This is a genomic window from Craterilacuibacter sinensis, assembly GCF_009831765.1.
GTDB classification, from domain to species: Bacteria; Pseudomonadota; Gammaproteobacteria; order Burkholderiales; family Chromobacteriaceae; genus Craterilacuibacter; species Craterilacuibacter sinensis.
The window spans coordinates 39,895-62,261 of the sequence record NZ_WSSB01000015.1; the positions used below are offsets into that span (position 1 = coordinate 39,895).

36 protein-coding genes are annotated in these 22,367 nt (G+C 55.9%); 5 read left to right on the forward strand and 31 right to left on the reverse strand.

What is annotated here, in order from left to right; genetic code table 11:
* Positions 1 to 40 precede the first annotated feature (40 nt).
* The 4 genes from GQF02_RS14060 to lnt are packed head-to-tail and all read left to right on the forward strand — an operon-like array spanning position 41 to position 3,870.
* Positions 41 to 1,012, forward strand: a complete 972-nt coding sequence (locus tag GQF02_RS14060) for a PhoH family protein (protein WP_160798007.1) — start codon at positions 41 to 43, stop codon at positions 1,010 to 1,012.
* Positions 993 to 1,502 carry an rRNA maturation RNase YbeY gene (ybeY, locus tag GQF02_RS14065; protein ID WP_160798009.1) on the forward strand — a complete coding sequence of 170 codons (510 nt, stop codon included), beginning with the start codon at positions 993 to 995 and terminating at the stop codon, positions 1,500 to 1,502. The genes GQF02_RS14060 and ybeY overlap by 20 nt, the downstream gene beginning before the upstream one ends.
* A complete protein-coding gene (locus GQF02_RS14070; RefSeq protein ID WP_160798011.1) occupies positions 1,502 to 2,365 on the forward strand; it encodes an HlyC/CorC family transporter in 864 nt (287 codons plus the stop codon). The genes ybeY and GQF02_RS14070 overlap by 1 nt, the downstream gene beginning before the upstream one ends.
* Positions 2,365 to 3,870, forward strand: a complete 1,506-nt coding sequence (gene lnt / locus GQF02_RS14075; protein ID WP_160798013.1) for an apolipoprotein N-acyltransferase — start codon at positions 2,365 to 2,367, stop codon at positions 3,868 to 3,870. Before GQF02_RS14070 ends, lnt begins: the two co-directional genes overlap by 1 nt.
* Before the next feature lie 62 nt (positions 3,871 to 3,932).
* Here the strand turns inward: lnt and GQF02_RS14080 are convergent, their stop codons facing one another.
* Positions 3,933 to 5,420, reverse strand: a complete 1,488-nt coding sequence (locus GQF02_RS14080; protein WP_160798015.1) for a CoA-acylating methylmalonate-semialdehyde dehydrogenase — start codon at positions 5,418 to 5,420, stop codon at positions 3,933 to 3,935.
* A 14-nt stretch (positions 5,421 to 5,434) separates the two neighbouring features.
* Positions 5,435 to 6,751, reverse strand: a complete 1,317-nt coding sequence (locus GQF02_RS14085; RefSeq protein WP_235930206.1) for an aspartate aminotransferase family protein — start codon at positions 6,749 to 6,751, stop codon at positions 5,435 to 5,437.
* Between the two features lie 203 nt (positions 6,752 to 6,954).
* On the opposite strand from GQF02_RS14085, the gene GQF02_RS14090 reads away from it, so the two are divergent.
* Positions 6,955 to 8,328, forward strand: coding sequence for an aminotransferase-like domain-containing protein (locus GQF02_RS14090; RefSeq protein WP_160798017.1), 1,374 nt, complete (start codon positions 6,955 to 6,957; stop codon positions 8,326 to 8,328).
* Between the two features lie 45 nt (positions 8,329 to 8,373).
* On the opposite strand, the gene rplQ is transcribed toward GQF02_RS14090, so the two are convergent.
* From rplQ to GQF02_RS14235, 29 genes are all read right to left on the reverse strand, one after another.
* Positions 8,374 to 8,766: a 50S ribosomal protein L17 gene (gene rplQ / locus GQF02_RS14095; protein ID WP_124735759.1), complete on the reverse strand. Its 393-nt coding sequence runs from the start codon at positions 8,764 to 8,766 to the stop codon at positions 8,374 to 8,376.
* 24 nt (positions 8,767 to 8,790) lie between these two features.
* Positions 8,791 to 9,774: a DNA-directed RNA polymerase subunit alpha gene (locus GQF02_RS14100; protein WP_124735760.1), complete on the reverse strand. Its 984-nt coding sequence runs from the start codon at positions 9,772 to 9,774 to the stop codon at positions 8,791 to 8,793.
* Between the two features lie 22 nt (positions 9,775 to 9,796).
* Complete coding sequence (gene rpsD, locus GQF02_RS14105; protein WP_124735761.1) at positions 9,797 to 10,417, reverse strand: 30S ribosomal protein S4; 621 nt, start codon at positions 10,415 to 10,417, stop codon at positions 9,797 to 9,799.
* Positions 10,418 to 10,435: 18 nt separating this feature from the next.
* A complete protein-coding gene (gene rpsK / locus GQF02_RS14110) occupies positions 10,436 to 10,831 on the reverse strand; it encodes a 30S ribosomal protein S11 (RefSeq protein WP_124735762.1) in 396 nt (131 codons plus the stop codon).
* Positions 10,832 to 10,848: 17 nt separating this feature from the next.
* Positions 10,849 to 11,211, reverse strand: a complete 363-nt coding sequence (gene rpsM / locus GQF02_RS14115; RefSeq protein WP_124735763.1) for a 30S ribosomal protein S13 — start codon at positions 11,209 to 11,211, stop codon at positions 10,849 to 10,851.
* Between the two features lie 63 nt (positions 11,212 to 11,274).
* Positions 11,275 to 11,388, reverse strand: a complete 114-nt coding sequence (gene rpmJ / locus GQF02_RS14120; RefSeq protein ID WP_011137711.1) for a 50S ribosomal protein L36 — start codon at positions 11,386 to 11,388, stop codon at positions 11,275 to 11,277.
* Between the two features lie 271 nt (positions 11,389 to 11,659).
* A complete protein-coding gene (gene secY / locus GQF02_RS14125) occupies positions 11,660 to 12,979 on the reverse strand; it encodes a preprotein translocase subunit SecY (protein ID WP_124735764.1) in 1,320 nt (439 codons plus the stop codon).
* Positions 12,980 to 12,990: 11 nt separating this feature from the next.
* Positions 12,991 to 13,425, reverse strand: a complete 435-nt coding sequence (gene rplO / locus GQF02_RS14130; protein ID WP_124735765.1) for a 50S ribosomal protein L15 — start codon at positions 13,423 to 13,425, stop codon at positions 12,991 to 12,993.
* Between the two features lies 1 nt (position 13,426).
* The gene (gene rpmD, locus GQF02_RS14135; protein WP_124735766.1) at positions 13,427 to 13,612 is read right to left on the reverse strand and encodes a 50S ribosomal protein L30; all 186 of its coding nucleotides are present in this window, start codon (positions 13,610 to 13,612) and stop codon (positions 13,427 to 13,429) included.
* A complete protein-coding gene (rpsE, locus tag GQF02_RS14140; RefSeq protein WP_124735767.1) occupies positions 13,605 to 14,123 on the reverse strand; it encodes a 30S ribosomal protein S5 in 519 nt (172 codons plus the stop codon). The genes rpmD and rpsE overlap by 8 nt, the downstream gene beginning before the upstream one ends.
* 13 nt (positions 14,124 to 14,136) lie before the next feature.
* Positions 14,137 to 14,490 carry a 50S ribosomal protein L18 gene (rplR, locus tag GQF02_RS14145; RefSeq protein WP_124735768.1) on the reverse strand — a complete coding sequence of 118 codons (354 nt, stop codon included), beginning with the start codon at positions 14,488 to 14,490 and terminating at the stop codon, positions 14,137 to 14,139.
* A 13-nt stretch (positions 14,491 to 14,503) separates the two neighbouring features.
* On the reverse strand, positions 14,504 to 15,037 hold the full coding sequence (gene rplF, locus GQF02_RS14150; RefSeq protein ID WP_124735769.1) for a 50S ribosomal protein L6: 534 nt from the start codon (positions 15,035 to 15,037) through the stop codon (positions 14,504 to 14,506).
* Between the two features lie 12 nt (positions 15,038 to 15,049).
* Positions 15,050 to 15,445: a 30S ribosomal protein S8 gene (gene rpsH, locus GQF02_RS14155; protein ID WP_124735770.1), complete on the reverse strand. Its 396-nt coding sequence runs from the start codon at positions 15,443 to 15,445 to the stop codon at positions 15,050 to 15,052.
* A 13-nt stretch (positions 15,446 to 15,458) separates the two neighbouring features.
* Positions 15,459 to 15,764, reverse strand: coding sequence for a 30S ribosomal protein S14 (rpsN, locus tag GQF02_RS14160; protein WP_124735771.1), 306 nt, complete (start codon positions 15,762 to 15,764; stop codon positions 15,459 to 15,461).
* A 4-nt stretch (positions 15,765 to 15,768) separates the two neighbouring features.
* Positions 15,769 to 16,308: a 50S ribosomal protein L5 gene (rplE, locus tag GQF02_RS14165; protein ID WP_124735772.1), complete on the reverse strand. Its 540-nt coding sequence runs from the start codon at positions 16,306 to 16,308 to the stop codon at positions 15,769 to 15,771.
* 9 nt (positions 16,309 to 16,317) lie between these two features.
* On the reverse strand, positions 16,318 to 16,632 hold the full coding sequence (gene rplX / locus GQF02_RS14170; RefSeq protein ID WP_124735773.1) for a 50S ribosomal protein L24: 315 nt from the start codon (positions 16,630 to 16,632) through the stop codon (positions 16,318 to 16,320).
* Between the two features lie 9 nt (positions 16,633 to 16,641).
* A complete protein-coding gene (rplN, locus tag GQF02_RS14175) occupies positions 16,642 to 17,010 on the reverse strand; it encodes a 50S ribosomal protein L14 (protein ID WP_124735774.1) in 369 nt (122 codons plus the stop codon).
* A gap of 200 nt (positions 17,011 to 17,210) precedes the next feature.
* On the reverse strand, positions 17,211 to 17,474 hold the full coding sequence (gene rpsQ / locus GQF02_RS14180; protein ID WP_124735775.1) for a 30S ribosomal protein S17: 264 nt from the start codon (positions 17,472 to 17,474) through the stop codon (positions 17,211 to 17,213).
* Between the two features lies 1 nt (position 17,475).
* Complete coding sequence (gene rpmC, locus GQF02_RS14185; RefSeq protein WP_124735776.1) at positions 17,476 to 17,664, reverse strand: 50S ribosomal protein L29; 189 nt, start codon at positions 17,662 to 17,664, stop codon at positions 17,476 to 17,478.
* On the reverse strand, positions 17,664 to 18,080 hold the full coding sequence (gene rplP / locus GQF02_RS14190; protein ID WP_124735777.1) for a 50S ribosomal protein L16: 417 nt from the start codon (positions 18,078 to 18,080) through the stop codon (positions 17,664 to 17,666). The genes rpmC and rplP overlap by 1 nt, the downstream gene beginning before the upstream one ends.
* On the reverse strand, positions 18,064 to 18,768 hold the full coding sequence (rpsC, locus tag GQF02_RS14195; protein ID WP_124735778.1) for a 30S ribosomal protein S3: 705 nt from the start codon (positions 18,766 to 18,768) through the stop codon (positions 18,064 to 18,066). The genes rplP and rpsC overlap by 17 nt, the downstream gene beginning before the upstream one ends.
* 10 nt (positions 18,769 to 18,778) lie before the next feature.
* A complete protein-coding gene (gene rplV, locus GQF02_RS14200) occupies positions 18,779 to 19,108 on the reverse strand; it encodes a 50S ribosomal protein L22 (protein ID WP_124735779.1) in 330 nt (109 codons plus the stop codon).
* Between the two features lie 9 nt (positions 19,109 to 19,117).
* Positions 19,118 to 19,396, reverse strand: a complete 279-nt coding sequence (rpsS, locus tag GQF02_RS14205; protein WP_124735780.1) for a 30S ribosomal protein S19 — start codon at positions 19,394 to 19,396, stop codon at positions 19,118 to 19,120.
* A gap of 5 nt (positions 19,397 to 19,401) precedes the next feature.
* Positions 19,402 to 20,235 (reverse strand): 50S ribosomal protein L2, encoded by an 834-nt coding sequence (rplB, locus tag GQF02_RS14210; protein ID WP_124735781.1) that lies wholly within the window; start codon positions 20,233 to 20,235, stop codon positions 19,402 to 19,404.
* Between the two features lie 11 nt (positions 20,236 to 20,246).
* The gene (rplW, locus tag GQF02_RS14215) at positions 20,247 to 20,555 is read right to left on the reverse strand and encodes a 50S ribosomal protein L23 (protein WP_124735782.1); all 309 of its coding nucleotides are present in this window, start codon (positions 20,553 to 20,555) and stop codon (positions 20,247 to 20,249) included.
* On the reverse strand, positions 20,546 to 21,166 hold the full coding sequence (gene rplD / locus GQF02_RS14220) for a 50S ribosomal protein L4 (protein WP_124735809.1): 621 nt from the start codon (positions 21,164 to 21,166) through the stop codon (positions 20,546 to 20,548). The genes rplW and rplD overlap by 10 nt, the downstream gene beginning before the upstream one ends.
* Positions 21,166 to 21,810: a 50S ribosomal protein L3 gene (gene rplC / locus GQF02_RS14225; RefSeq protein ID WP_124735783.1), complete on the reverse strand. Its 645-nt coding sequence runs from the start codon at positions 21,808 to 21,810 to the stop codon at positions 21,166 to 21,168. Before rplC ends, rplD begins: the two co-directional genes overlap by 1 nt.
* Before the next feature lie 143 nt (positions 21,811 to 21,953).
* Positions 21,954 to 22,265, reverse strand: a complete 312-nt coding sequence (gene rpsJ, locus GQF02_RS14230) for a 30S ribosomal protein S10 (RefSeq protein ID WP_008955635.1) — start codon at positions 22,263 to 22,265, stop codon at positions 21,954 to 21,956.
* Between the two features lie 18 nt (positions 22,266 to 22,283).
* Positions 22,284 to 22,367: EF-Tu C-terminal domain-related protein (locus GQF02_RS14235; protein ID WP_220789499.1), on the reverse strand; the 84-nt coding region annotated here is incomplete at its 5' end.

Consider the following 22,367-nt stretch of genomic DNA (forward strand, 5'->3'; position numbering starts at 1 on the left):
CCGATATGGCCGGACACCAGACCCGAGACCCGACCGCCCCATGCCCCACGCCGAACAGCTCAGTTTCAACCCGATCGACAATGCCCGCCTGGCGCGCCTGACCGGTCCGCTGGACAGCAACCTCAAACAGATAGAAATCGCACTGGATGTCAGTATCGCCCGCCGTGGCGAGCAGCTGCGCATTCAGGGCGAGCGTGCGCGAGAAGCCGCCAGCGCGCTCACCCAGCTCTATCTGCTGGCCGAGGCGCGGGAACTGGAACTGGAAGACGTGCAACTGTGTCTGGTCGAACTCAGGCAAAATCCGGCCGTCGCCAGCAGCGAGACCGACAGCTCGCCCGCCTTGCGCACCCGCCGTGGCGATCTGCGCGGGCGCACTCCGCGCCAGGTCGGCTATATCCGCGCCATGCTGGAGCACACCATCAGTTTCGGCATCGGCCCTGCCGGCACCGGCAAGACCTATCTGGCTGTCGCCTGCGCCGTCGATGCCTTCGAGCGCGACGCGGTCAAGCGTATCGTGCTGGTGCGCCCGGCGGTCGAAGCCGGCGAGAAGCTGGGTTTTCTGCCCGGCGATCTGGCGCAAAAGGTTGACCCGTATTTGCGCCCGCTATACGACGCGCTCTATGACCTGATAGGCAGCGAACGGGTCGAGCGCATGCTGGAAAAAGGCCAGATCGAGATTGCGCCACTCGCCTATATGCGCGGGCGCACGCTCAACAACGCCTTTATCATCCTGGACGAAGCGCAGAACACCACGCCCGAACAGATGAAGATGTTCCTCACCCGCATCGGCTTCGGTTCGCGCGCGGTGATTACCGGCGACATCACCCAGATCGATCTGGCCCGCCACCAGAAAAGCGGACTGGTCGAAGTGGAACAGATTCTGGGCCATGTGCGCGGCCTGCATTTCCACCATTTCAACAGCGACGACGTTGTGCGCCATCCGCTGGTGCAGAAAATCGTCGATGCCTACGAGCATTACCAACAGAAAAACGATGAAAAAAGCCAAGCGTAACCCCCTGCTCGCCCGCCTTGCCGCGCGATTGCAACTGACTCTGGACGTGCGCAGCACAGCCTCCACCCTGCCCTCGGCCAAAGCACTAGGCCGCTGGGCGCGTGCCGCCCTGCAATCCGGCGTTAAAGCCGCCGAGGTCAGCGTGTTGATCGTCGACGCCGATGAAGGCCGCGCGCTCAACCACGACTACCGTGGCAAAGACTACGCCACCAATGTCCTGTCCTTCGCCCTGAATGAAGGCGAAGCCGTGGCCGGCATGCCGCTGTTTGGCGATCTGGTGCTGTGCGCGCCGGTCGTCGAAAAAGAAGCGGCCGAGCAAGGCATAGACCTGTTGGCGCATTACGCCCATCTGACCGTACATGGCATGCTGCACCTGCAAGGCTTCGACCATGAAGACGACGCCGAGGCGGATGCGATGGAAACCCTGGAAACCCTGATCCTGGCCAAGCTGGGATACCCCGACCCTTATCTTGAGGAAAAATCCGTCTGATGGACGACTCTGGCAAACCGTCACCTAGCTGGTTCGAACGACTCCTGAACCGTTTTACCCATGAGCCTGAAGACCGCGAAGAACTGATCGCCCAACTACATGCCGCATTCGAACGCAACCTGATGGATGCGGACGCGCTGGCCATGATAGAAGGCGTACTCAATGTCTCGGAACAAACGGTGCGCGACGTGATGGTGCCGCGCAGCCAGATGGATGTCGTACGCGTCGATGATCCGGTCGAGCAGTTCCTGCCCTTCGTCATGGACACCGCCCACTCGCGTTTCCCGGTGATTGATGACGACAAGGACGATATTGTCGGCATCCTGCTGGCCAAGGATTTGCTGCGCTACTTCCACAACCCCAAGCTGTTCGATCTGCGCGACACCCTGCGCCAGGCCGTGTTTGTCCCGGAATCCAAGCCGCTCAATGTATTGCTCAAAGATTTCAAAAGCACGCGCAACCATATGGCCATCGTGGTGGATGAATACGGCAGCGTCTCCGGCCTCGTGACCATCGAAGACGTTATCGAACAGATCGTCGGCGACATTGAAGACGAATACGATTTCGATGAAGCCGAAGACAATATCGTCCCCATTCGCGGCCGGCGCTACCGGGTCAAGGCGCAAACCGAAATCGAAGATATCAACGCCTTCTTCGGCACCGACTTTTCCGACGATGATGCCGATACCCTGGGAGGCTTGGTGCTGACCGCGATGGCGCATATGCCCAAGCGCGGCGAGAAAGTCGCTTTGGGCCCGCTGGACATTACCATTTTGCGCGCCGACAGCCGCCGCCTGCATACGCTGGTGGTTGCGCCACGCCGCGACAAAGGCGATGACGACAGCAGCGAGCAGGACGCCTGATGCCGAAGAAGTTTTTCTATCTGGCCGCCTGCCTGCTGGCCGGCGCCGCCACACTGTTTGCCTTCGCGCCCTACCGTCTGTTCTGGCTGATGCCGCTGCTACTGGCCATACTGGCCGAGCTTGCCGAACGCCATCCGCGCCATGCGTTTGCCTTGGGCTATGGCTGGGCATTGGCGGCCTATACCGCCAACTTCAACTGGATCTACAACAGCCTGCATGATGTAGCCCAGCTGCCGGCCTTGCCGGCGGCACTGGCAACACTGCTGCTGCCCGCTTATCTCGCGCTATACCCGGCACTGGCCATGCTGTTTGCCGTCAGGCTGAGTGAGAGGCCGTGGCTACGCTGGCTGCTTGCCTTTCCCGCCTTGTGGACGCTGGGTGAATGGCTGCGCAGCTGGATGTTTACCGGCTTTCCGTGGGGCGCGATTGGTTACAGCCAGATTGCGGAAAGTCCGCTGGCCGGCCTTGCTGCCATCAGCGGCATCCACGGTGTGACCTTTGCCGTGGCCTTGAGCGCAGGCGCACTGGTGGTATTGCCGCGTCTGGCCAAGGGCGGGCGCCTGGCGCTGATCGCCTTGTTAATCAGTCTGTGGGGCGGCGCGCAACTATTGAAGTCGGTAAGCTGGACGCAAAATACCGGCCAGCCAGTCAGCGTGGCACTGGCGCAAGGCAATATTCCGCAGTCGCTCAAATGGAGCCCGGAAGTACTGCAACTGACGATAGAGCGCTACTACCAGATGATTGGCAGCCAGCGCGCCGATCTGATGATTCTGCCGGAAACCGCTTTCCCGCTGTTCTTGGAAGACCTGCCGCCGGGGCTGATCAGCATGATTCAGCGCGAAGCCAAAGCCAAGCAGATGGATATCGCCATCGGCATTCCACGCCGCACCGACGACGGCCAGGGCTATCTCAATGCGGTAGTCGCCTTCAGCCAGCCCGGCCTGCCCTACTACGCCAAGAATCATCTGGTGCCATTTGGCGAGTTTATTCCGCTGCCGCAGTTCATTGGCTGGATCTACCAGTATATGAATATGCCGCTATCCGGCTTCTCGCGCGGCGGGCCGGCACAGGCACCATTGACGCTGGCCGGCCAAAAGGTCGCATTCAATGTCTGTTACGAGGACAGCTTTGGCGAGGAGTTGATAGGTCCGGCGCGCGATGCCACCTTGCTGGCCAATGTCAGCAACCTTGCCTGGTTCGGCAAAAGCTCGGCCATGGACCAGCACTTGCAGCTGTCGCAAGCGCGCTCACTGGAAACCGGCCGCCCCATGCTGCGATCGACCAATACCGGCATGACAGCACTGATCAACCCGGACGGCAGCATTCAGAGTCTGGCGGCACCGGACACCGAACAGGTGCTCAAGGTCGAGGTACAGGGGCGGCGCGGCCTGACGCCCTATATGCGTAGCGGCAACTTGCCGGTGATTGTAGGCTGTGCCGTCCTGTTGCTAAGCGTGATGGTGTTCGAGTGGTGGCAGCGCCGCCGCATGACCAAAACCGGTTAAGCACAAGGCAGAAGAAACAAAAGAGCCGGCATGATGCCGGCTCTTTTCCCTGCGGTCGCACCTTACTTCATGGTCGGCATGACAAACTCGGCGGTGAGCTTCTCCGGCCAGCGACTGGTGATGGTCTTGATGCGGGTATAAAAGCGCACGCCTTCCGGGCCGTGCATGGAATGGTCGCCAAACAGCGAAGCCTTCCAGCCGCCAAAGCTGTGGAATGCCATAGGCACCGGAATCGGCACATTGACGCCGACCATCCCGACCTGGATCCGATGGCCAAACTCGCGCGCAGCCGCGCCCGAGCGGGTAAAGATGGCGGTGCCGTTGGCGTAAGGATGGGCATTGATCAGCTGCACGGCACTTTCAAAGTCAGGCACGCGCACCACCGCCAGCACCGGCCCGAAAATCTCCTCCTGATAGATGGTCATCTCGGGGGAAACATGATCAAACAGACAAGGGCCGATAAAAAAACCATTCTCATAACCGGGATGGCGGTAAGCGCGACCATCGACTACCAGCTTTGCCCCTTGCGCGACACCGGCGTCGACATAGCCGGCCACCTTGTCGCGATGAGTGCGCGTTACCAGCGGCCCCATCTCCGCCTCCGCCTCGCTGCCTACGCCTATTTTCAGGCTGCGGGCACGTTCAGCCAGCTTCGCCACTAAGGCATCGGCCACATCGCCCACGGCTACAGCCACTGAAATCGCCATGCAACGCTCGCCGGCCGAGCCGTAAGCCGCACCGATCAGCGCCTCGACCGTACCGTCCAGATCAGCATCCGGCATCACCACCAGATGGTTCTTGGCACCGCCCAAAGCCTGTACCCGCTTGCCGTGATGGGCACCGGTTTCATAAATGTAGCGGGCAATCGGCGTCGAGCCGACAAAGCTCAAGGCCGCCACATCCGGATGGGTCAATAGTGCGTCCACCGCGACCTTGTCGCCATGCACCACATTGAACACTCCGTCCGGCAGGCCCGCCTGCTTGAGCAAATCGGCCAGCAAAAGCGCCGTCGACGGATCGCGCTCGGATGGCTTGAGAATAAACGTATTGCCACAAGCGATGGCGACCGGAAACATCCACATCGGCACCATGGCAGGGAAGTTGAATGGCGTAATACCGGCGACCACACCCAAGGGCTGACGCATGGAGTGGCTATCTATGCCGCCCCCCACCTGCTCGGTAAATTCGCCCTTGAGCAGTTGCGGAATCCCGCAGGCAAACTCCACCACCTCCAGACCGCGCGTCACCTCACCCATGGCATCCGAGACGACCTTGCCGTGCTCGCGGGAAATCAGCTCGGCAATTTTTTGCTGGTTTTCTTCCAGCAAAGCTTTGAATTTGAACATGACCCGTGCGCGCTTGAGCGGCGGCGTCTCGGCCCAGGCCGGAAAGGCACGGCGCGCGCAGGCAACGGCGGCATTGACTTCGTCGGTTGTAGCCAGTGGCACATGGGCAATCACTTCTCCCAATGCAGGATTGAAAACTTCGCTATGTCTGTCACTCTGGCCGGCGTGATGCTCGCCGCCGATAAAATGGGCAATGCTCTGCATGATGGTTTTCCTTCTTATTCGGTTTCGTGAATGGCTTCGCCAATCACACTAAACAGGGTATCGATTTCCTGTTCGCTGATAATCAAAGGCGGTGAGCAGGCGATAATGTCGCCGGTAAAGCGCACCAGCACGCCCTTCTCCCAGCACTTGAGGAAGACATCCATACCGCGCGCGCCCGGCGCGCCCGGGCGGCTCTCCAGCTCGATGCCGGCAACCAGTCCAAGATTACGGATGTCCTTGATATGGCGCTCGCCACGCAGCGCATGCACCTTGTCTTCAAAACGTGGCGCCAATGTTGCGGCACGCCCGAACAAGCCCTCCTGACGGTAGACATCCAGCGTCGCAATTGCCGCAGCGCAGGCCAGCGGATGGGCCGAGTAGGTATAGCCATGCGGGAACTCGATAGCCCGATCCGCAGCAGCAGCCATAAAGGCATCATGAATCTCGGGCTTGATCAGCAAGGCCCCCATGGGTACGACGCCATTGGTCAGGCCCTTGGCACAGGTAATGATGTCGGGCAGGACATCAAAGCGGTTGGCAGCCCAGTCGGCACCCAGACGACCGAAGCCGGTGATGACCTCATCAAAAATGAGCAGGATGCCGTATTTGTCGCAGATTTCACGCAGCCGCTTCAGATAACCCTTGGGTGGAATCAGCACCCCGGTCGAGCCGGCCATAGGCTCGACAATGACGGCAGCGATAGTGGAGGGATCGTGCAAGGTGGTAATGCGCGCCTCCAGCTCGTCCGCAAGCTCGGCACCAAACTCGGGCTCGCCGCGGCTGAAGGCATTGCGTGCCAGATCATGCGTGCTCTTGATATGGTCGACTGCCGGCAGGCTGACCGGGAACAGCTTGCGGTTACCCGCGATGCCGCCTACCGAAATACCGCCAAAGTTGACGCCGTGGTAACCGCGCTCGCGTCCTACCAGTTTGACCCGTGCAGCGTCGCCACGCACACGGTGGTAGGCAATTGCCATTTTTAGCGCAGTATCCGCTGCCTCGGAACCGGAGTTGACGAAGAACACCTTGGACAAACCGGCCGGTGCCATCGCCGCCAGCTGTTCAGCCGCCTCAAATGCCTTGGGGTGGCCGATCTGGAAAGGGGGGGCATAATCCAGTGTGGCCGCCTGCTTTTGTATGGCCTCAACAATGGGCTGGCGATTGTGGCCTGCGTTCACGCACCACAAACCGGCACAACCATCCAGAATCTGCCGATCCAAATCGTCGCGATAATACATGCCGTCAGCGGAAACCAGCATGCGCGGTGCGCTCTTGAAATGGCGATTGGATGTAAAAGGCATCCAGTAAGCCTGCATCTGATCCTGGGTCATGATTTCTCTCCTCATTGCACACTCGTGCCATGCACAGCAATGTAGACAGGAGCAAGGTGGCATAACAGAGGCAGTTAGCTCGAAAAGCAGCAAGCCGTACAGAAATAAGAACAGTACAGTTCCAGCAAAATAGCAGCAGAGACTGTAGCTAGCCAAAATAAGCAGTTATGCTAAGGGTATTGAAGGCAGCAAAGACGAAACCTATGGGCAAAGCCACCAACGCCACACTGGCCGAGCAGATCGTGATGCGCCTGTGCGACAGCATAGATCAGGGCATATTACCGCCAGGCAGCCGCCTGCCTTCCGTGCGCCAATATGCCCAAGAACACCAGATCAGTACCTTTACAGTCAGCGAAGCCTATCAACGCCTTGTCAGCAGAGGCTATACAGTTTCCCGCAAAGGCTCTGGCTACTTTGTTGCAGCACAAGGCCGTCAGTCAGCCCACCCCTCCCCTGCGCTGAACACTTTGCCGGTGGACGATGACTGGCTGCTTAGCCGCATTTACCAGCGTGATAGCAAGCTATTGATGGCAGGCTGCGGCTGGCTGCCGGAGCACTGGTACGACCGTGAAGCCAATGCGCGGGCCATGCGAGCGATCGCTCGCCGCAACGAGCCTTTCCACCCTTATGGCGACCCTAAGGGCTATGCACCCTTACGCGCCGAGATCGCACGTCAGCTAGCGAGGGAACATCTGGATGTTTCGCCCGAACACATCATACTGACGCAAGGTGCGAGCAAGGCATTGGATATGGTGGCATGCACGCTGGCCAGGCCAGGCGACACGCTGTTTATCGATGAGCCCGGCTATTGCAACCTGATTTCCTGCCTGCGTTTCAGGGGCTTTAATCTGGTAGGTGTACCCTGGACGGCACAAGGGCCGGATCTGGCACAACTAGAGGCACTATTGGCCAGGCACAAACCGAAACTGTTTTTTACCAACCCGCTGCTGCACAACCCGACCGGTGCCAGCTATACACTGGCAACAGCCCATGCGGTGATGAAGCTGATGGATGTGCACGACTGCATCGTGGTGGAAGACAATGTCGCCCAGCCCTTCCACCCCAAGCCACAGCCTCCTTTGTGCTCGCTGGCCGCACCCGGCAAAAGCCTGTATATCGGGAGCTTTTCCAAGTCTCTGGCACCCGGCTTGCGGGTAGGCTATGTCGCCAGCCACAGCGGGCATAGCGAACTGCTGCTGCGTTACAAAATGATATCCGGGCTCACTACGCCGGTATTGAATGAAATGCTGGTGATGGAGCTGAACGGTGCGCCAGGCAGCCGCCGCCAGCTGGATGATGCGCGCGATGCGCTGAGCCAGGCACAATATCTGTGCCAACAACGCTTTCACGCTGCCGGCTGGAGCTTGTTTGCCCAGCCTGAACACGGCCTGTTTCTGCTGGCCAAACCACCGACCACCTGCGATGCCGCCAATCTGACCGAGCGTGCGCGCAAGCAGGGCATTATGCTGGCACCGGGCAAGCTGTTTTCCAGCAGCGACGGCTACCAGGATTGGTGGCGCTTCAATGTCGCCTATAGCCGCAACAGCCTGCTGTGGGATTTTTTGGACGGTAAATAACAAAAAGGCCATCCCGCAGGATGGCCTTTTTTAAACTGCGTCGGCTTATTCAGCGTCGTCAACAACGACTGCTTCACCTTCCGGACGGTCTACCAGCTCTACCAGAGCCATAGGAGCGTTGTCGCCCTTACGGAAACCGTACTTCAGGATGCGAACATAGCCGCCGTTACGGGTAGCGTAACGCTCGCCCAGAACGTCGAACAGTTTACCCACGATCTCGCGATCACGGGTGCGGTCAAACGCCAGACGGCGGTTGGCCAGGCACGGCTTTTTACCAAGCGTGATAAGCGGCTCGGCAACACGACGCAGCTCCTTGGCTTTAGGCAGCGTAGTCACGATAACTTCGTGACGCAGCAGCGATACCGCCATATTACGGAGCATGGCCAGACGATGGCTGGTCGTGCGATTCAGTTTACGATTGCTATAACGATGACGCATTCTATTGTCCTTTTATCCCAAACCTTACGGTTTTTCGAGCCCTGCCGGCGGCCAGTTCTCGAGCTTCATGCCCAGAGTCAGACCTTTAGAGGCAAGAACTTCCTTAATCTCGTTCAGAGACTTACGGCCGAGGTTCGGAGTTTTCAGAAGCTCGGTTTCGGTGCGCTGGATCAGATCACCGATGTAATAGATGTTCTCAGCCTTAAGGCAGTTGGCCGAACGTACCGTCAGTTCGAGATCGTCGACGGGGCGCAGCAAGATCGGATCGATCGGAGGCTGCTTTTCTTCGATGACTTCTACCGTCGTGCCCTGGAGATCGGCGAAAATGGACAACTGGTCAATCAGGATGCGGGCAGCCTCGCGGACAGCCTCTTCCGGCTCGATGACACCATTGGTCTCGATGTCCATGACCAGACGGTCAAGGTCGGTACGCTGTTCTACACGTGCGCTTTCAACGGCAAAGCTGACACGGTTGAGCGGCGAAAACGACGAATCGAGTTGAATGGTACCAATCGAACGGTTTTCATCATTGTTGACGCGCGTGGAAACCGGCTGGTAGCCACGGCCCTTTTCAACCTTGATCTCCATTTCGATCTTACCGCCTGCCGAAAGATGGCAGATGACGTGGTCAGGATTAATCACTTCCACATCGTGCGGCAAATCGATATCGCTAGCCAGGACAGGACCCTGTCCCTCTTTTTTGAGGGTCAGAACGACACTGTCACGACCATGCAGCTTAAGCACCACGCCCTTGAGGTTCAGGAGGATATCTACAACATCCTCCCGAACGCCATCAAGTGCGGAATACTCATGCAAAACGCCAGCGATGGTCACTTCGGTCGGAGCAAAGCCCGGCATCGACGACAGCAGGATGCGACGCAGAGCGTTACCCAAGGTATGTGCGTAGCCACGCTCGAACGGTTCCATGGAAACGCGGGCATGAGTAGCACTTACCGGCTGAACATCGATCAGACGGGGTTTAAGAAATTCCGAAGCGTTGTTTTGCATAGACATTCCCTAGAGCTAGCGATTACTTGGAGTAGAATTCCACAACAAGCTGTTCATTGATATCGCTAGACAGTTCGGAACGCTCCGGAACAGTCTTGAAGACACCTTCCATCTTCTTGGTGTCAACTGCGACCCAAGACGGGAAACCGATCTGCTCTGCGAGCGCCAGGGCTTCCTGGATACGAACCTGCTTCTTGCTCTTTTCGCGAACGGAAATCACGTCACCGGCCTTAACCTGGTAGGACGGGATATTCACGGTTTGACCGTTAACAGTCACAGCCTTGTGGCTGACGAGCTGACGTGCTTCTGCACGAGTCGAACCGATACCTACGCGATACACTACGTTGTCCAGACGGGACTCGAGGATCTGCAACAGGTTTTCGCCAGTCGAACCCTTGCGGCGTACGGCTTCAGCGAAGTAGTTGCGGAACTGACGTTCCAGGACGCCGTAGATACGACGAATTTTTTGCTTCTCACGCAGCTGAACACCGTACTCGGACAGACGGGTCTTACGAGCACCGTGCTGGCCAGGTGGGGTGTCGAGCTTGCACTTGGAATCAAGTGCACGACGCGCGCTTTTCAGGAACAGATCCGTGCCTTCGCGACGCGCGAGTTTACATTTTGGGCCGATATAACGTGCCATGTTCTCACACTCTCCGAATTAGATACGACGTTTTTTGGGCGGACGGCAGCCGTTGTGCGGCACCGGCGTCACGTCGGAGATGCTGGTAATTTTGAAGCCAAGCGAGTTGAGAGCACGAACTGCAGATTCGCGACCTGGGCCTGGGCCCTTGATGCGAACTTCCAGATTCTTTACACCATATTCTTGGGCAACTTTACCAGCATGTTCTGCAGCTACCTGAGCTGCAAACGGTGTACTTTTGCGCGAACCTTTAAAACCAGCACCGCCGGAGGTAGCCCAAGACAAAGCATTCCCTTGACGGTCAGTGATGGTGATGATGGTGTTATTAAAGGAAGCATGAACGTGGACGATGCCCTCGCTTACGCTTTTGCGCACTTTTTTGCGTACACGACCTGCTGTGTTTGCTTTAGCCATTTCAGAGATCCTTTAAATTACTTCTTGCCAGCGATCGCTTTGCGCGGTCCCTTGCGGGTACGAGCATTAGTGCGGGTACGCTGACCGCGGCACGGCAGGCCACGGCGATGGCGAAGGCCACGATAGGAGCCCATGTCCATCAATCGCTTGATGCTCATGGTAACTTCGCGACGCAGATCACCTTCTACGGTGAACTTGGCAACAGCCTCACGCAGCGATTCCATCTCCACATCGGTCAGATCTTTGACCTTAGAGGCAGGATTTACGCCAACGGTTGCACAGATCTGCTTAGCGCGGGTCTGGCCGATGCCGTAGATTGCTTGCAGGCCGATAACGGCGTGCGCATGATTGGGGATGTTTACCCCTGCAATACGGGCCATAGTCTATCCTTAAGACCTAGAAAAGCTTGCGATTGTACCACGCAAGCTTCCGGCTAACAAATGTTAGCCTTGTTTCTGTTTGTGACGGGGATCAGTGCAAATCACGCGAACCACACGGTTGCGGCGAATGATCTTGCAATTACGGCAAATTTTCTTTACCGAAGGTTGTACTCGCATATCAGTTCCTTATCGAACACGAAAGAGCTAGCGTTACTTCGCCTGGAGCACGATGACCACCCGAAAAGCGGAAGATCAGCATCCATCGCTGACATTTCCTTACCTATCTCAAGCCTCGACCCGAAGGCCATGACCAAAAACAAGCATCATCCGGTGACTACATACCCAGATTCAGTTTGACCATGAAGTCCGTAGCGGGCGGAGCCATAACAACTCCGCCCTGCATCTGGATCGTATCTTCCTAGCCAAATAACCCAGCGAACTCGGTATATCAACGGGTAAGGCCATTACCCTTGAAGTTTGCCTTCTTCAGCAAGCTTTCATACTGGTGAGACAGCACATAGGACTGAACCTGCGCCATCAGATCCATTGTCACCACTACGATAATCAGCAGCGAAGTCCCGCCAAAGTAGAATGGAACATTCCACTTCAGGATCAGGAACTCAGGCAGCAGACATACCAGAGTAATGTAAACGGCACCAATCAATGTCAGCCGCAGAATGATCTTCTCGATATAACGGGAAGTCTGCTCGCCTGGACGGATACCGGGAATAAAAGCCCCACTTTTCTTCAAGTTATCTGCCGTTTCCTTGGGATTGAATACCAAGGCGGTATAGAAATAACAGAAGAAAATAATCGCTGCTGCATACAGCAGGACATACAGCGGCTGACCTGGATGCAGTTTATCTGCAATCGACTTCAACCAACCGACACCCTCTCCGCTACCGAACCACCCGAGAGCAGTCGCCGGAAACAAAATGATGCTGGATGCAAAAATCGGCGGAATCACCCCGGCCATATTGAGCTTCAACGGCAGGTGCGTGCTTTGTCCCTGCTGCACACGATTACCAACCTGACGCTTGGCGTAATTAACCAGAACCTTGCGCTGACCGCGTTCAACGAACACAACCAGATAGGTTACGGCAATCACCCCGACAAACAGGAGGATCGCAAACAACACGGGCAAAGAACCCTGACCGGTAAGCGTCAAAGTCTTGCCGATGGCAGCAGGCACACCCGATGCGATACCGGCACAGATAATCAGAGAAATACCGTTACCGATACCTCGCTCCGTAATCTGTTCGCCCAACCACATCAGGAACATCGTACCTGTCACCAGGGTTACTACGGTCGAGAGATAAAACTCCCACTGACCGACAACCACCAGATTAGGCTGCTTGTGGAGCATCACCGCAATGCCGAAACTTTGAAAAGTCGCAAGCAAAACGGTCGCATAACGCGTGTACTGGGTTATCTTACGACGCCCCGCATCGCCCTCCTTCTTCAGCTGCTTGAGCTGAGGTACAACCTCAGAGCCTAGCTGCAGAATAATGGAGGCCGAGATATACGGCATGATACCGATGGCAAAAACCGTAAATCTCGACAAGGCTCCGCCGGAAAACATGTTGAACATGTCCAGCAGACCCGTTTGCGACGACTGGAACAACTTCGCTAGCTCGGCAGGGTTGATCCCGGGTACCGGAATATGCGCACCAATACGGTATACGATCAGGGCGCCGATCAAAAACCAGATGCGACGCTTGAGATCACCAAATTTATTGGTGTTTGCCACTAGAGAAGTATTCGCCACGTACTTACGCCTTATTCAACGATAACGCCACCCGCAGCTTCGATAGCAGCACGGGCACCAGCAGTCACAGCCACACCACGCAGCTTAACAGCGCGATCGATGGTGCCGGACAGGATGACCTTAGCAGCCAAAGCCTGCGTAGTTGCCAGACCAGCCTGCTTCAAAGCCAACAGATCGATCTCGTCAACTGGCAGCGAAGCCAGATCGGACAGACGTACTTCAGAAGTCTTGCCAGCGGACAACGACTTGAAGCCACGCTTAGGCAGACGACGCTGCAGTGGCATCTGACCGCCTTCAAAACCGACCTTGTGGAAACCACCGGCACGGCTCTTCTGACCTTTGTGACCACGACCAGCAGTCTTACCCAGACCACTACCCATGCCACGACCTACACGGCGCTTGGCGTGCTTGGAGCCAACGCCAGGCTTAACGGTATTCAGTTCCATGTTAGCCCTCGCATTTCAGCAGATAGTTGATCTTCGTGATCATGCCACGATTCTCAGGGGTATCCAGCACTTCAACAGTCTGGCGGATCTTTTTCAGACCCAGGCCACGCGCACAAGCTTTGTGCGACTCAAGGCGACCGATCAGGCTCTTAACCAGGGTCACTTTGACAGTCTTAGCATTAGTCATGATGCGCCCCCAGAATTTCTTCTACGGTCAGACCACGCTTGGCAGCGATCTGAGCAGGCGTCTGGATCTTCAACAGACCGTCAATCGTAGCGCGAACTACGTTGTACGGGTTGGTCGAACCATGAACCTTGGCAGAAACGTTACGCACACCCATAGCGTCGAAAATCGCGCGCATCGGGCCGCCAGCCTTCACACCGGTACCTTCTTTGGCCGGCTGCATGAAGACGGTGGTAGCACCGTGCTTGCCAAAAACAGCGTGATGCAGCGTGCCGTTCTTGAGCGGGATTTTCACCAGGGTGCGACGGGCTTGCTCCATCGCTTTTTGCACGGCAACAGGCACTTCCTTGGACTTGCCCTTACCCATGCCGATGCCGCCGTCGCTATCACCTACAACGGTGAGAGCGGAGAAAGCCATGATGCGACCGCCCTTCACCACTTTGGTGACGCGGTTGACGCCGATCATCTTTTCGATCAGACCGTCGCCACGATCTTCAATCTCGTGCTTAGCCATTCTTCACTCCGAATTAGAATTGCAGGCCGTGTTCGCGAGCTGCATCAGCCAGGGCCTTGATACGGCCGTGGTAGTTGAAGCCCGAACGGTCGAAGGCAACCTGCAGAACGCCTGCAGCCTTAGCTTTTTCGGCAATACGCTTGCCGACTGCAACAGCTGCATCTACGTTGCCACCATTGGTAATGGTTGCGCGCACTTCGGCTTCCAGGCTGGAAGCACTGGCAAGCACAACACTACCGGTCGCATCAATGATTTGAGCGTAAATGTGGCAGTTGGTGCGGTGTACAGACAGACGCACCACCTTGAGCTCCGCAATGCGCGCACGAGTTTTGCGTGCGCGGCGGAGTCGAGTTTGTTTCTTATCCATGTCAGTGCCTCAATTACTTCTTCTTGGTTTCTTTCAGCGTCACAACCTCGCCAACATAGCGAACACCCTTGCCCTTATAAGGCTCTGGCGAACGATATGCGCGGATTTCCGCTGCTACCTGGCCGACTTGTTGCTTATCTGCGCCCTTGATCAGGATCTCGGTCTGAGACGGGGTCTCAACCGAAACACCTGCCGGCATCTTGTGGACGACCGGATGGGAGAAACCGAGAGAAAGGTTTACAGCATCACCTTGAGCCTGGGCACGATAGCCCACGCCCACCAGCTGGAGCCTGCGCTCGAAGCCTTTGGTAACACCAATAACCATGTTATTCAGCAGAGCACGCAGCGTACCGGACATGGAACGTGCAAACTTGCTGTCATTTTGGGCTGCGAAAGTCAGCTCATTGTTATCCAGCTTAACGGCAACGTCTGCGCACAAAGCAGTGCTCAGGCTACCGATCGGGCCTTTAACAACGATTTCTTCTGCGGTGAATTTAACTTCAACGCCGGCTGGAATCGCAACGGGATTTTTAGCTACGCGAGACATTAAACCCTCCCCTTACGCCACGATGCAAAGGAGTTCACCACCGACGCCGGCAACACGTGCCTTGCGATCGGTCATCACACCTTTGGAGGTCGAAAGGATGGTCACGCCCAGGCCGTTCAGGACCTTCTGGACTTCGTTCGAACCCTTGTATACGCGCAAACCAGGGCGCGATACACGGTCGATACGTTCGATGACCGGACGACCAGCGTAGTACTTCAACTGGATATCAAGAGAAGGCTTCTTTTCTTCACCGGCAACGGCGAAGTCTTCGATATAACCTTCTTCTTTCAGAACCTGAGCGATAGCGACCTTGAGCTTGGAAGACGGCATAGAAACCGAAACCTTCGAAGCACGCTGAGCGTTACGAACGCGGGTCAACATATCGGAAATAGGATCATGCATGCTCATTCGTTTTCTCCTATTACCAGCTGGCCTTTGTAACGCCAGGAATCTCACCCTTCATGGCGATCTCACGCAATTTGCTACGGCCAAGACCGAATTTGCGGAAAACGCCACGTGGACGACCAGTGATAGCGCAACGGCGACGCTGGCGAACCGGGCTAGCGTCACGCGGCAGCTGTTGCAGCTTCAGACGAGCAGCAAAGCGCTCATCGTCAGACAGACTTTGGTTGTTGATAATGCCGATGAGTGCTTCGCGCTTTGCTGCAAATTTTGCAACAGTTTTGGTACGCTTCTCTTCACGGTTAATCAGTGCAAGTGTTGCCATGTGCTTAACCCTTGAACGGGAACTTGAAAGCAGCCAGCAGTGCGCGGGCCTCTTCGTCAGTCTTCGCCGTGGTGGTGATGGTGATGTTCATACCACGCAGAGCATCGATCTTGTCGTACTCGATTTCCGGGAAGATGATCTGCTCTTTAACGCCCATGTTGTAGTTGCCACGGCCGTCAAAAGACTTGCCGGACACACCACGGAAGTCGCGTACACGTGGCAGCGAAATCGTAACCAGGCGGTCCAGGAATTCGTACATACGCTCGCGGCGCAGCGTCACCTTGCAGCCAACCGGGTAGTGATCACGAATCTTGAAGCCGGCGATCGACTTACGAGCGGTGGTCACAACTGGCTTCTGGCCGGCGATCTTCTGCAGATCACCCACGGCGAATTCCATGACTTTTTTGTCCGCAACAGCTTCGCCTACACCCATGTTCAGGGTGATCTTCTCGATGCGCGGTACTTCCATGATCGATTTGTAACCAAACTGTTTTACCAGATCAGCAACAACCGTTTCTTTGTAAAAATCGTAAAGACGTGCCATGTTGACTCCTTAAGCCCCGACGACTTCGCCGGAGGACTTGAACACACGCACCTTGCGACCGTCTTCAAGTGTCTTGAAGCCAACACGATCAGCCTTCTGGCTGGTGGTGTTGAAAATGGCCACATTGGACACGTCAATCGGCATGGTCTTGTCAACGATGCCGCCTGCGATGCCGCGTACCGGATTTGGCTTCATGTGTTTCTTGACGACGTTAACGCCCTCAACAACAACTTTACCTTCCAGCGAACGCAACACGGTGCCACGCTTACCTTTATCTTTACCGGTGATTACTACGACTTCATCACCTTTGCGAATCTTGCGCATGCTAGCTCCTTACAGCACTTCCGGTGCCAGCGACACGATCTTCATGAAACGCTCGGTACGCAGTTCACGCGTAACAGGCCCGAAGATGCGAGTGCCGATAGGCTCAAGTTTGGCATTCAGCAATACCGCAGCATTACCGTCGAACTTGATCAACGAGCCATCTGGACGACGAACGCCTTTGGCAGTACGTACAACAACAGCGTTGTATACGTCGCCTTTCTTGACGCGGCCGCGCGGAGCAGCATCCTTGATGGTCACCTTGATAATATCGCCAACGCTAGCGTAGCGACGCTTGGAGCCGCCCAACACTTTAATGCACATGACATGACGTGCACCAGTGTTATCCGCGACCTCAAGCATGGTCTGCATTTGGATCATTTATGATTACCTTTTTTATCCAACTTACCCCGTCACTTTCATCTGATAGGTCAGCTGCGTTGCTGAGCGACTTCACAGATGAAACGCCGCAATAATTGCGGCGTATCTAACGGCCAGTTTTGGACCCCGTAAGGGCAGATCCCCACCAGACATGATGGGGAAGTGGCCATTATACAGAGGGGCTGCCCCCTCTGCAAGCTTTACGCCTGACGAGCTTTCTCGACCAGGCTGGTTACCACCCACGTCTTAGTCTTCGAGAGCGGACGGGATTCACTGATAACAACCAGATCACCCTCACGATACTCGTTGGCTTCGTCGTGTGCGTGGAACTTATTGGAAAGACGGATCACCTTGCCGTAGATCGGGTGCTTAACCTTGCGCTCGACCAGTACGGTTACAGTCTTGTCCATCTTGTCGCTGACGACTTTACCGGTCAGCGTACGTACCATTTTGATTTCGCTCATATTAAGCAGCCTTCTCTTTCAGAATGGTGCGCACACGAGCGATGTCGCGGCGAACTTTCTTCAGTTCACTGTTTTTGGCGAGCTGCTGCGTGGCGTTTTGCATGCGCAGGGCAAACTGGGCCTTCAACAGGCTCAACAGTTCAACCTTCAGCTCGTCCACGTTCTTTGCTCTCAGTTCGGACGCTTTCATTACTGACCTACCTGTCTAATCACAAACATAGTGGCGATCGGCAATTTTGCTGCGGCCAAGCGGAAAGCTTCGCGGGCGAGCTCTTCAGCTACACCGTCCATCTCATACAGCATTTTGCCAGGCTGGATTTCTGCCACGTAGAATTCCGGACTACCTTTACCGTTACCCATACGTACTTCGGCAGGCTTGGAGGTGATCGGCTTATCTGGGAATACACGAATCCAGATACGACCACCACGCTTGATGTGACGAGTCATGGCGCGACGAGCTGCCTCGATCTGACGCGCGGTCAGACGGCCACGACCCACAGCCTTCAGACCAAAATCACCGAAGCTCACCTTGTTACCACGGGTGGCGATACCGGTGTTACGGCCTTTGTGCTGTTTACGGTACTTGAGTCTAGTTGGCTGCAGCATTTCGTGCCCCCGACTTTCTGATTTTCTTCTCAGGCGCTACTGGAGCAGCCTGAACCTGACCCGGCTTCAGATCGCCCTTGTAGACCCAAACCTTGATACCGATGATACCGTAGGTGGTCTTGGCTTCAGAAGTCGCGTAATCAACATCAGCACGCAGAGTGTGCAAAGGCACACGGCCTTCACGATACCACTCGGTACGGGCGATTTCGATACCGTTCAGACGACCAGCACTCATGATCTTGATGCCCAGGGCACCCATGCGCATGGCGTTCTGCATGGAGCGCTTCATGGCACGACGGAACATCACACGCTTCTCGAGCTGAGAAGCAATGCCGTCGGCAATGATTTGCGCATCCACTTCAGGACGGCGGATTTCTTCGATATTAACGTGCACAGGCACACCCAGCTTGCTCTGCAGATCACGCTTGAGCAGCTCGATGTCTTCGCCCTTCTTGCCAATCACCACACCCGGACGTGCGCTGTGAATCGTAATGCGTGCGGACTTGGCCGGACGCTCGATCACTACACGACCTACGGATGCGTGAGCAAGACGCTTTTTCAGGAACTCACGGACTTCGATATCTTTCAACAGCATGCCAGGGAAATCCTGGGAGCTGGCGTACCATTTCGAAGACCAGTTCTTAGTAACGGCAAGACGGAATCCCGTCGGATGAATCTTCTGACCCATTGCTAACCCCTCAATTGCCTACGGTCAACGTAATGTGGCAAGTCTGCTTTTCGATGCGATTGCCACGACCTTTGGCGCGGGCCGTAAAGCGCTTCAGGCTCGGACCCTTGTCAACAAAAACGGTCGCCACCACCAAGGTGTCGATATCAGCGCCTTCGTTATGCTCAGCATTGGCAATTGCCGAGTTGAGCACTTTCTTCAGCAGTTCAGCACCTTTTTTAGGGCTGAATGCGAGAATGTTCAGGGCTTCATCAACGGACTTACCGCGGATAAGATCGGCCACCAGGCGGCACTTCTGTGCCGACAAGCGAGCGTTTTTCAAATGTGCAGATACTCTCATCGCTTCACCTTACCTCTTCTTAGCCTTCTTATCGGCAGCATGGCCTTTGAAGGTACGAGTCAGAGAGAATTCACCCAGTTTGTGACCAACCATGTTCTCGGAGATATAGACCGGAACGTGAGTGCGACCGTTGTGAACAGCAATCGTGAGACCAATGAAGTCCGGCAGGACGGTCGAACGACGCGACCAAGTCTTGATCGGACGCTTGTCACTGGTTGCACGCGCCGCATCCACCTTACCCAGCAAGTGGAGATCAACAAACGGGCCTTTTTTAAGCGAACGTGCCATTTCAATTAACCTTTAGTGGAATAGCGGCGGCGTACGATCATATTGTCGGTACGCTTGTTGCGACGTGTACGGAAGCCCTTCGTCGGCTGGCCCCATGGGCTAACCGGCACGCGGCCTTCACCAGTACGGCCTTCACCACCACCATGTGGGTGATCCACCGGGTTCATTGCAACACCACGTACGGTCGGACGGATACCGCGCCAGCGGTTTGCACCGGCCTTACCGATCTTACGCAGGCTGTGTTCGCCGTTGCCCACTTCGCCAATCGTGGCGCGGCAGTCAACGTGAACCTTGCGGATTTCACCCGAACGCAGACGCAGCTGCGCGTAGATGCCTTCGCGAGCCAGCAGCATAGCGGACTGACCAGCGGAGCGTGCCAGCTGGGCGCCACGGCCTGGCTGCAGCTCGATGCAGTGAATGGTCGTACCAACCGGGATATTACGGATTGGCAACGCATTACCGGCTTTGATCGGCGCTTCAGCGCCGGACAGCAGAACTTCACCGGCCTTAACGCCACGCGGGGCGATCACATAACGACGTTCGCCGTCTGCATAGCACAACAGTGCGATGTGCGCAGTGCGGTTCGGATCGTATTCAACACGCTCAACTTTGGCCGGAATACTATCTTTGTTACGACGGAAGTCGATAAGGCGATAGTTTTTCTTGTGACCACCACCCATATGACGGGTAGTGATGTGACCATTATTGTTACGACCACCTGTCGAATTTTTCTTTTCGATAAGAGCGGCGTGAGGCGCGCCCTTATGCAGGTCGGGGTGTACAACCTTGACAACTGCGCGGCGACCGGCAGATGTTGGCTTAACTTTAACGATAGGCATGCTCTATCTCCTTACTCCGCGGACGCTGCGGTCAGATCAAATTCCTGACCTGGCACCAGGCTAACATAAGCCTTTTTCCAGTCCTTGCGACGACCCGATGTGCGACCGAAACGCTTGGTTTTACCCTTGGCGTTAATCGTTGCAACAGCGGCCACTTTGACATTGAACAGCAGCTCGACAGCAGCCTTGATCTCGGTCTTGTTGGCATCGGTCACAACGCGGAAAGCAACTTGCTGGTTCTTCTCAGCGATCAGCGTGCTTTTCTCGGACACGATCGGAGCGAGGATAACCTGCATCAGACGTTCTTGATTCATGCCCACTGCTCCTCAAGTTGCTTGACAGCGTCGCGAGTGATCACAATCTTCTTAAAGCGAAGCAGGCTGTACGGATCAGCTTGCTGGGCTTCGATCACCAGAACGTTAGGAAGGTTACGCGACGAAAGGTAAAGATTTTCATCGAGCTCTTTGGTGATGAACAGTGCCTGTTCCAGACCCATGGACTTCACAACACCTGCGAATTCCTTGGTCTTCGGCGTTTCAACCGACAGACTGTCAACCACGACCAGACGCTCATCACGCACCAGTTGGGACAGAATCGTCGCAACACCGGCACGGAACATCTTGCGGTTAACCTTCTGGGTGAAGTTCTCGTCCGGCTTGTTCGGGAAAGCACGACCACCGCCACGACGAATCGGGGACGAAGTCATACCGGCACGAGCATTGCCAGTACCTTTCTGCTTGAAAGGCTTCTTGGTCGAGTGGCTAACTTCGGCACGTGTCAACTGCGCACGGTTACCGCTGCGAGCATTCGCCAGGAATGCAGTCACAACCTGGTGAACCAGAGCTTCGTTGTAGTCGCGACCGAACAGCGCATCAGACGCCAGCAGGTTCTCTACAGCCTGACCCTGGGTATTGATTACTTTCAATTCCATCACGCACCCGCCTTCACACTTGGACGAACCATCACGTCGCCATTCGTAGCACCAGGCACAGCGCCCTTAACCAGAATCAGCTGACGCTCGGTGTCGATACGAACAACCTCGAGGCACTGAACCGTGCTCTTGACGTTACCGTACTGGCCGGCCATACGCTTACCAGCAAACACGCGACCCGGATCCTGCGCCATACCGATAGAACCTGGGGTATTGTGCGAACGGGAGTTACCGTGCGATGCGCGGTTGGACGAGAAGTTGTGACGCTTGATCACACCCGAGAAGCCCTTACCCTTGGAGGTACCGGTCACATCGACCAGTTGACCTACCTGGAAAATTTCCACGGTAATAGCATCGCCAGGTTTGAAAGCGGAAAGCTCTTCAGCGGTCAGCGTGAATTCACGCATCCCACGACCAGCCTCAACGCCAGCTTTGGCGAAGTGACCAGCGGCAGCCTTAACTACGCGGCTTGCCTTACGCTCGCCAAAGGCGACCTGAACAGCAGTGTAACCATCCACATCGGAGGTTTTAATTTGCGAAACGCGGTTGGAAGCCATATCCAGCACAGTCACAGGGATGGAAGCACCATCCTCAGCGAAAATGCGGGTCATGCCGACCTTGCGTCCGACTAGACCTAAAGTCATGTTTATTTCCTTTTGCAGGTGCCGATTACGATTGACCAGCATACAAAAACAAAAGCGGACTCGCAAAATTGCGAGTCCGCAAATGTATCACAGAAAATTCATACAATGCAATAACTTAGCGTAACTGCATCGCGAATATCTGATTACTGCAGTTTGATTTCCACGTCAACGCCAGCCGGCAGGTCGAGCTTCATCAAAGCATCAACCGTCTTGTCGGTAGGGTCCACGATGTCCATCAGACGCAGGTGAGTACGGATTTCCAGCTGGTCGCGGGAAGTCTTGTTCACGTGCGGCGAACGCAGAATGTTGAAACGCTCGATCTTGGTCGGCAGCGGAACCGGACCCTTCACAACAGCGCCGGTGCGCTTTGCAGTCTCAACGATTTCCTGAGCCGAACGATCGATCAGGTTGTAGTCAAACGCCTTCAGGCGGATGCGGATTTTTTGGCTTTGCATACTATTCTCCGCGCCTGATTAGGCGATGATCTTGGCGACGACACCGGCACCAACAGTACGGCCACCTTCGCGAATAGCGAAGCGCAGACCGTCTTCCATAGC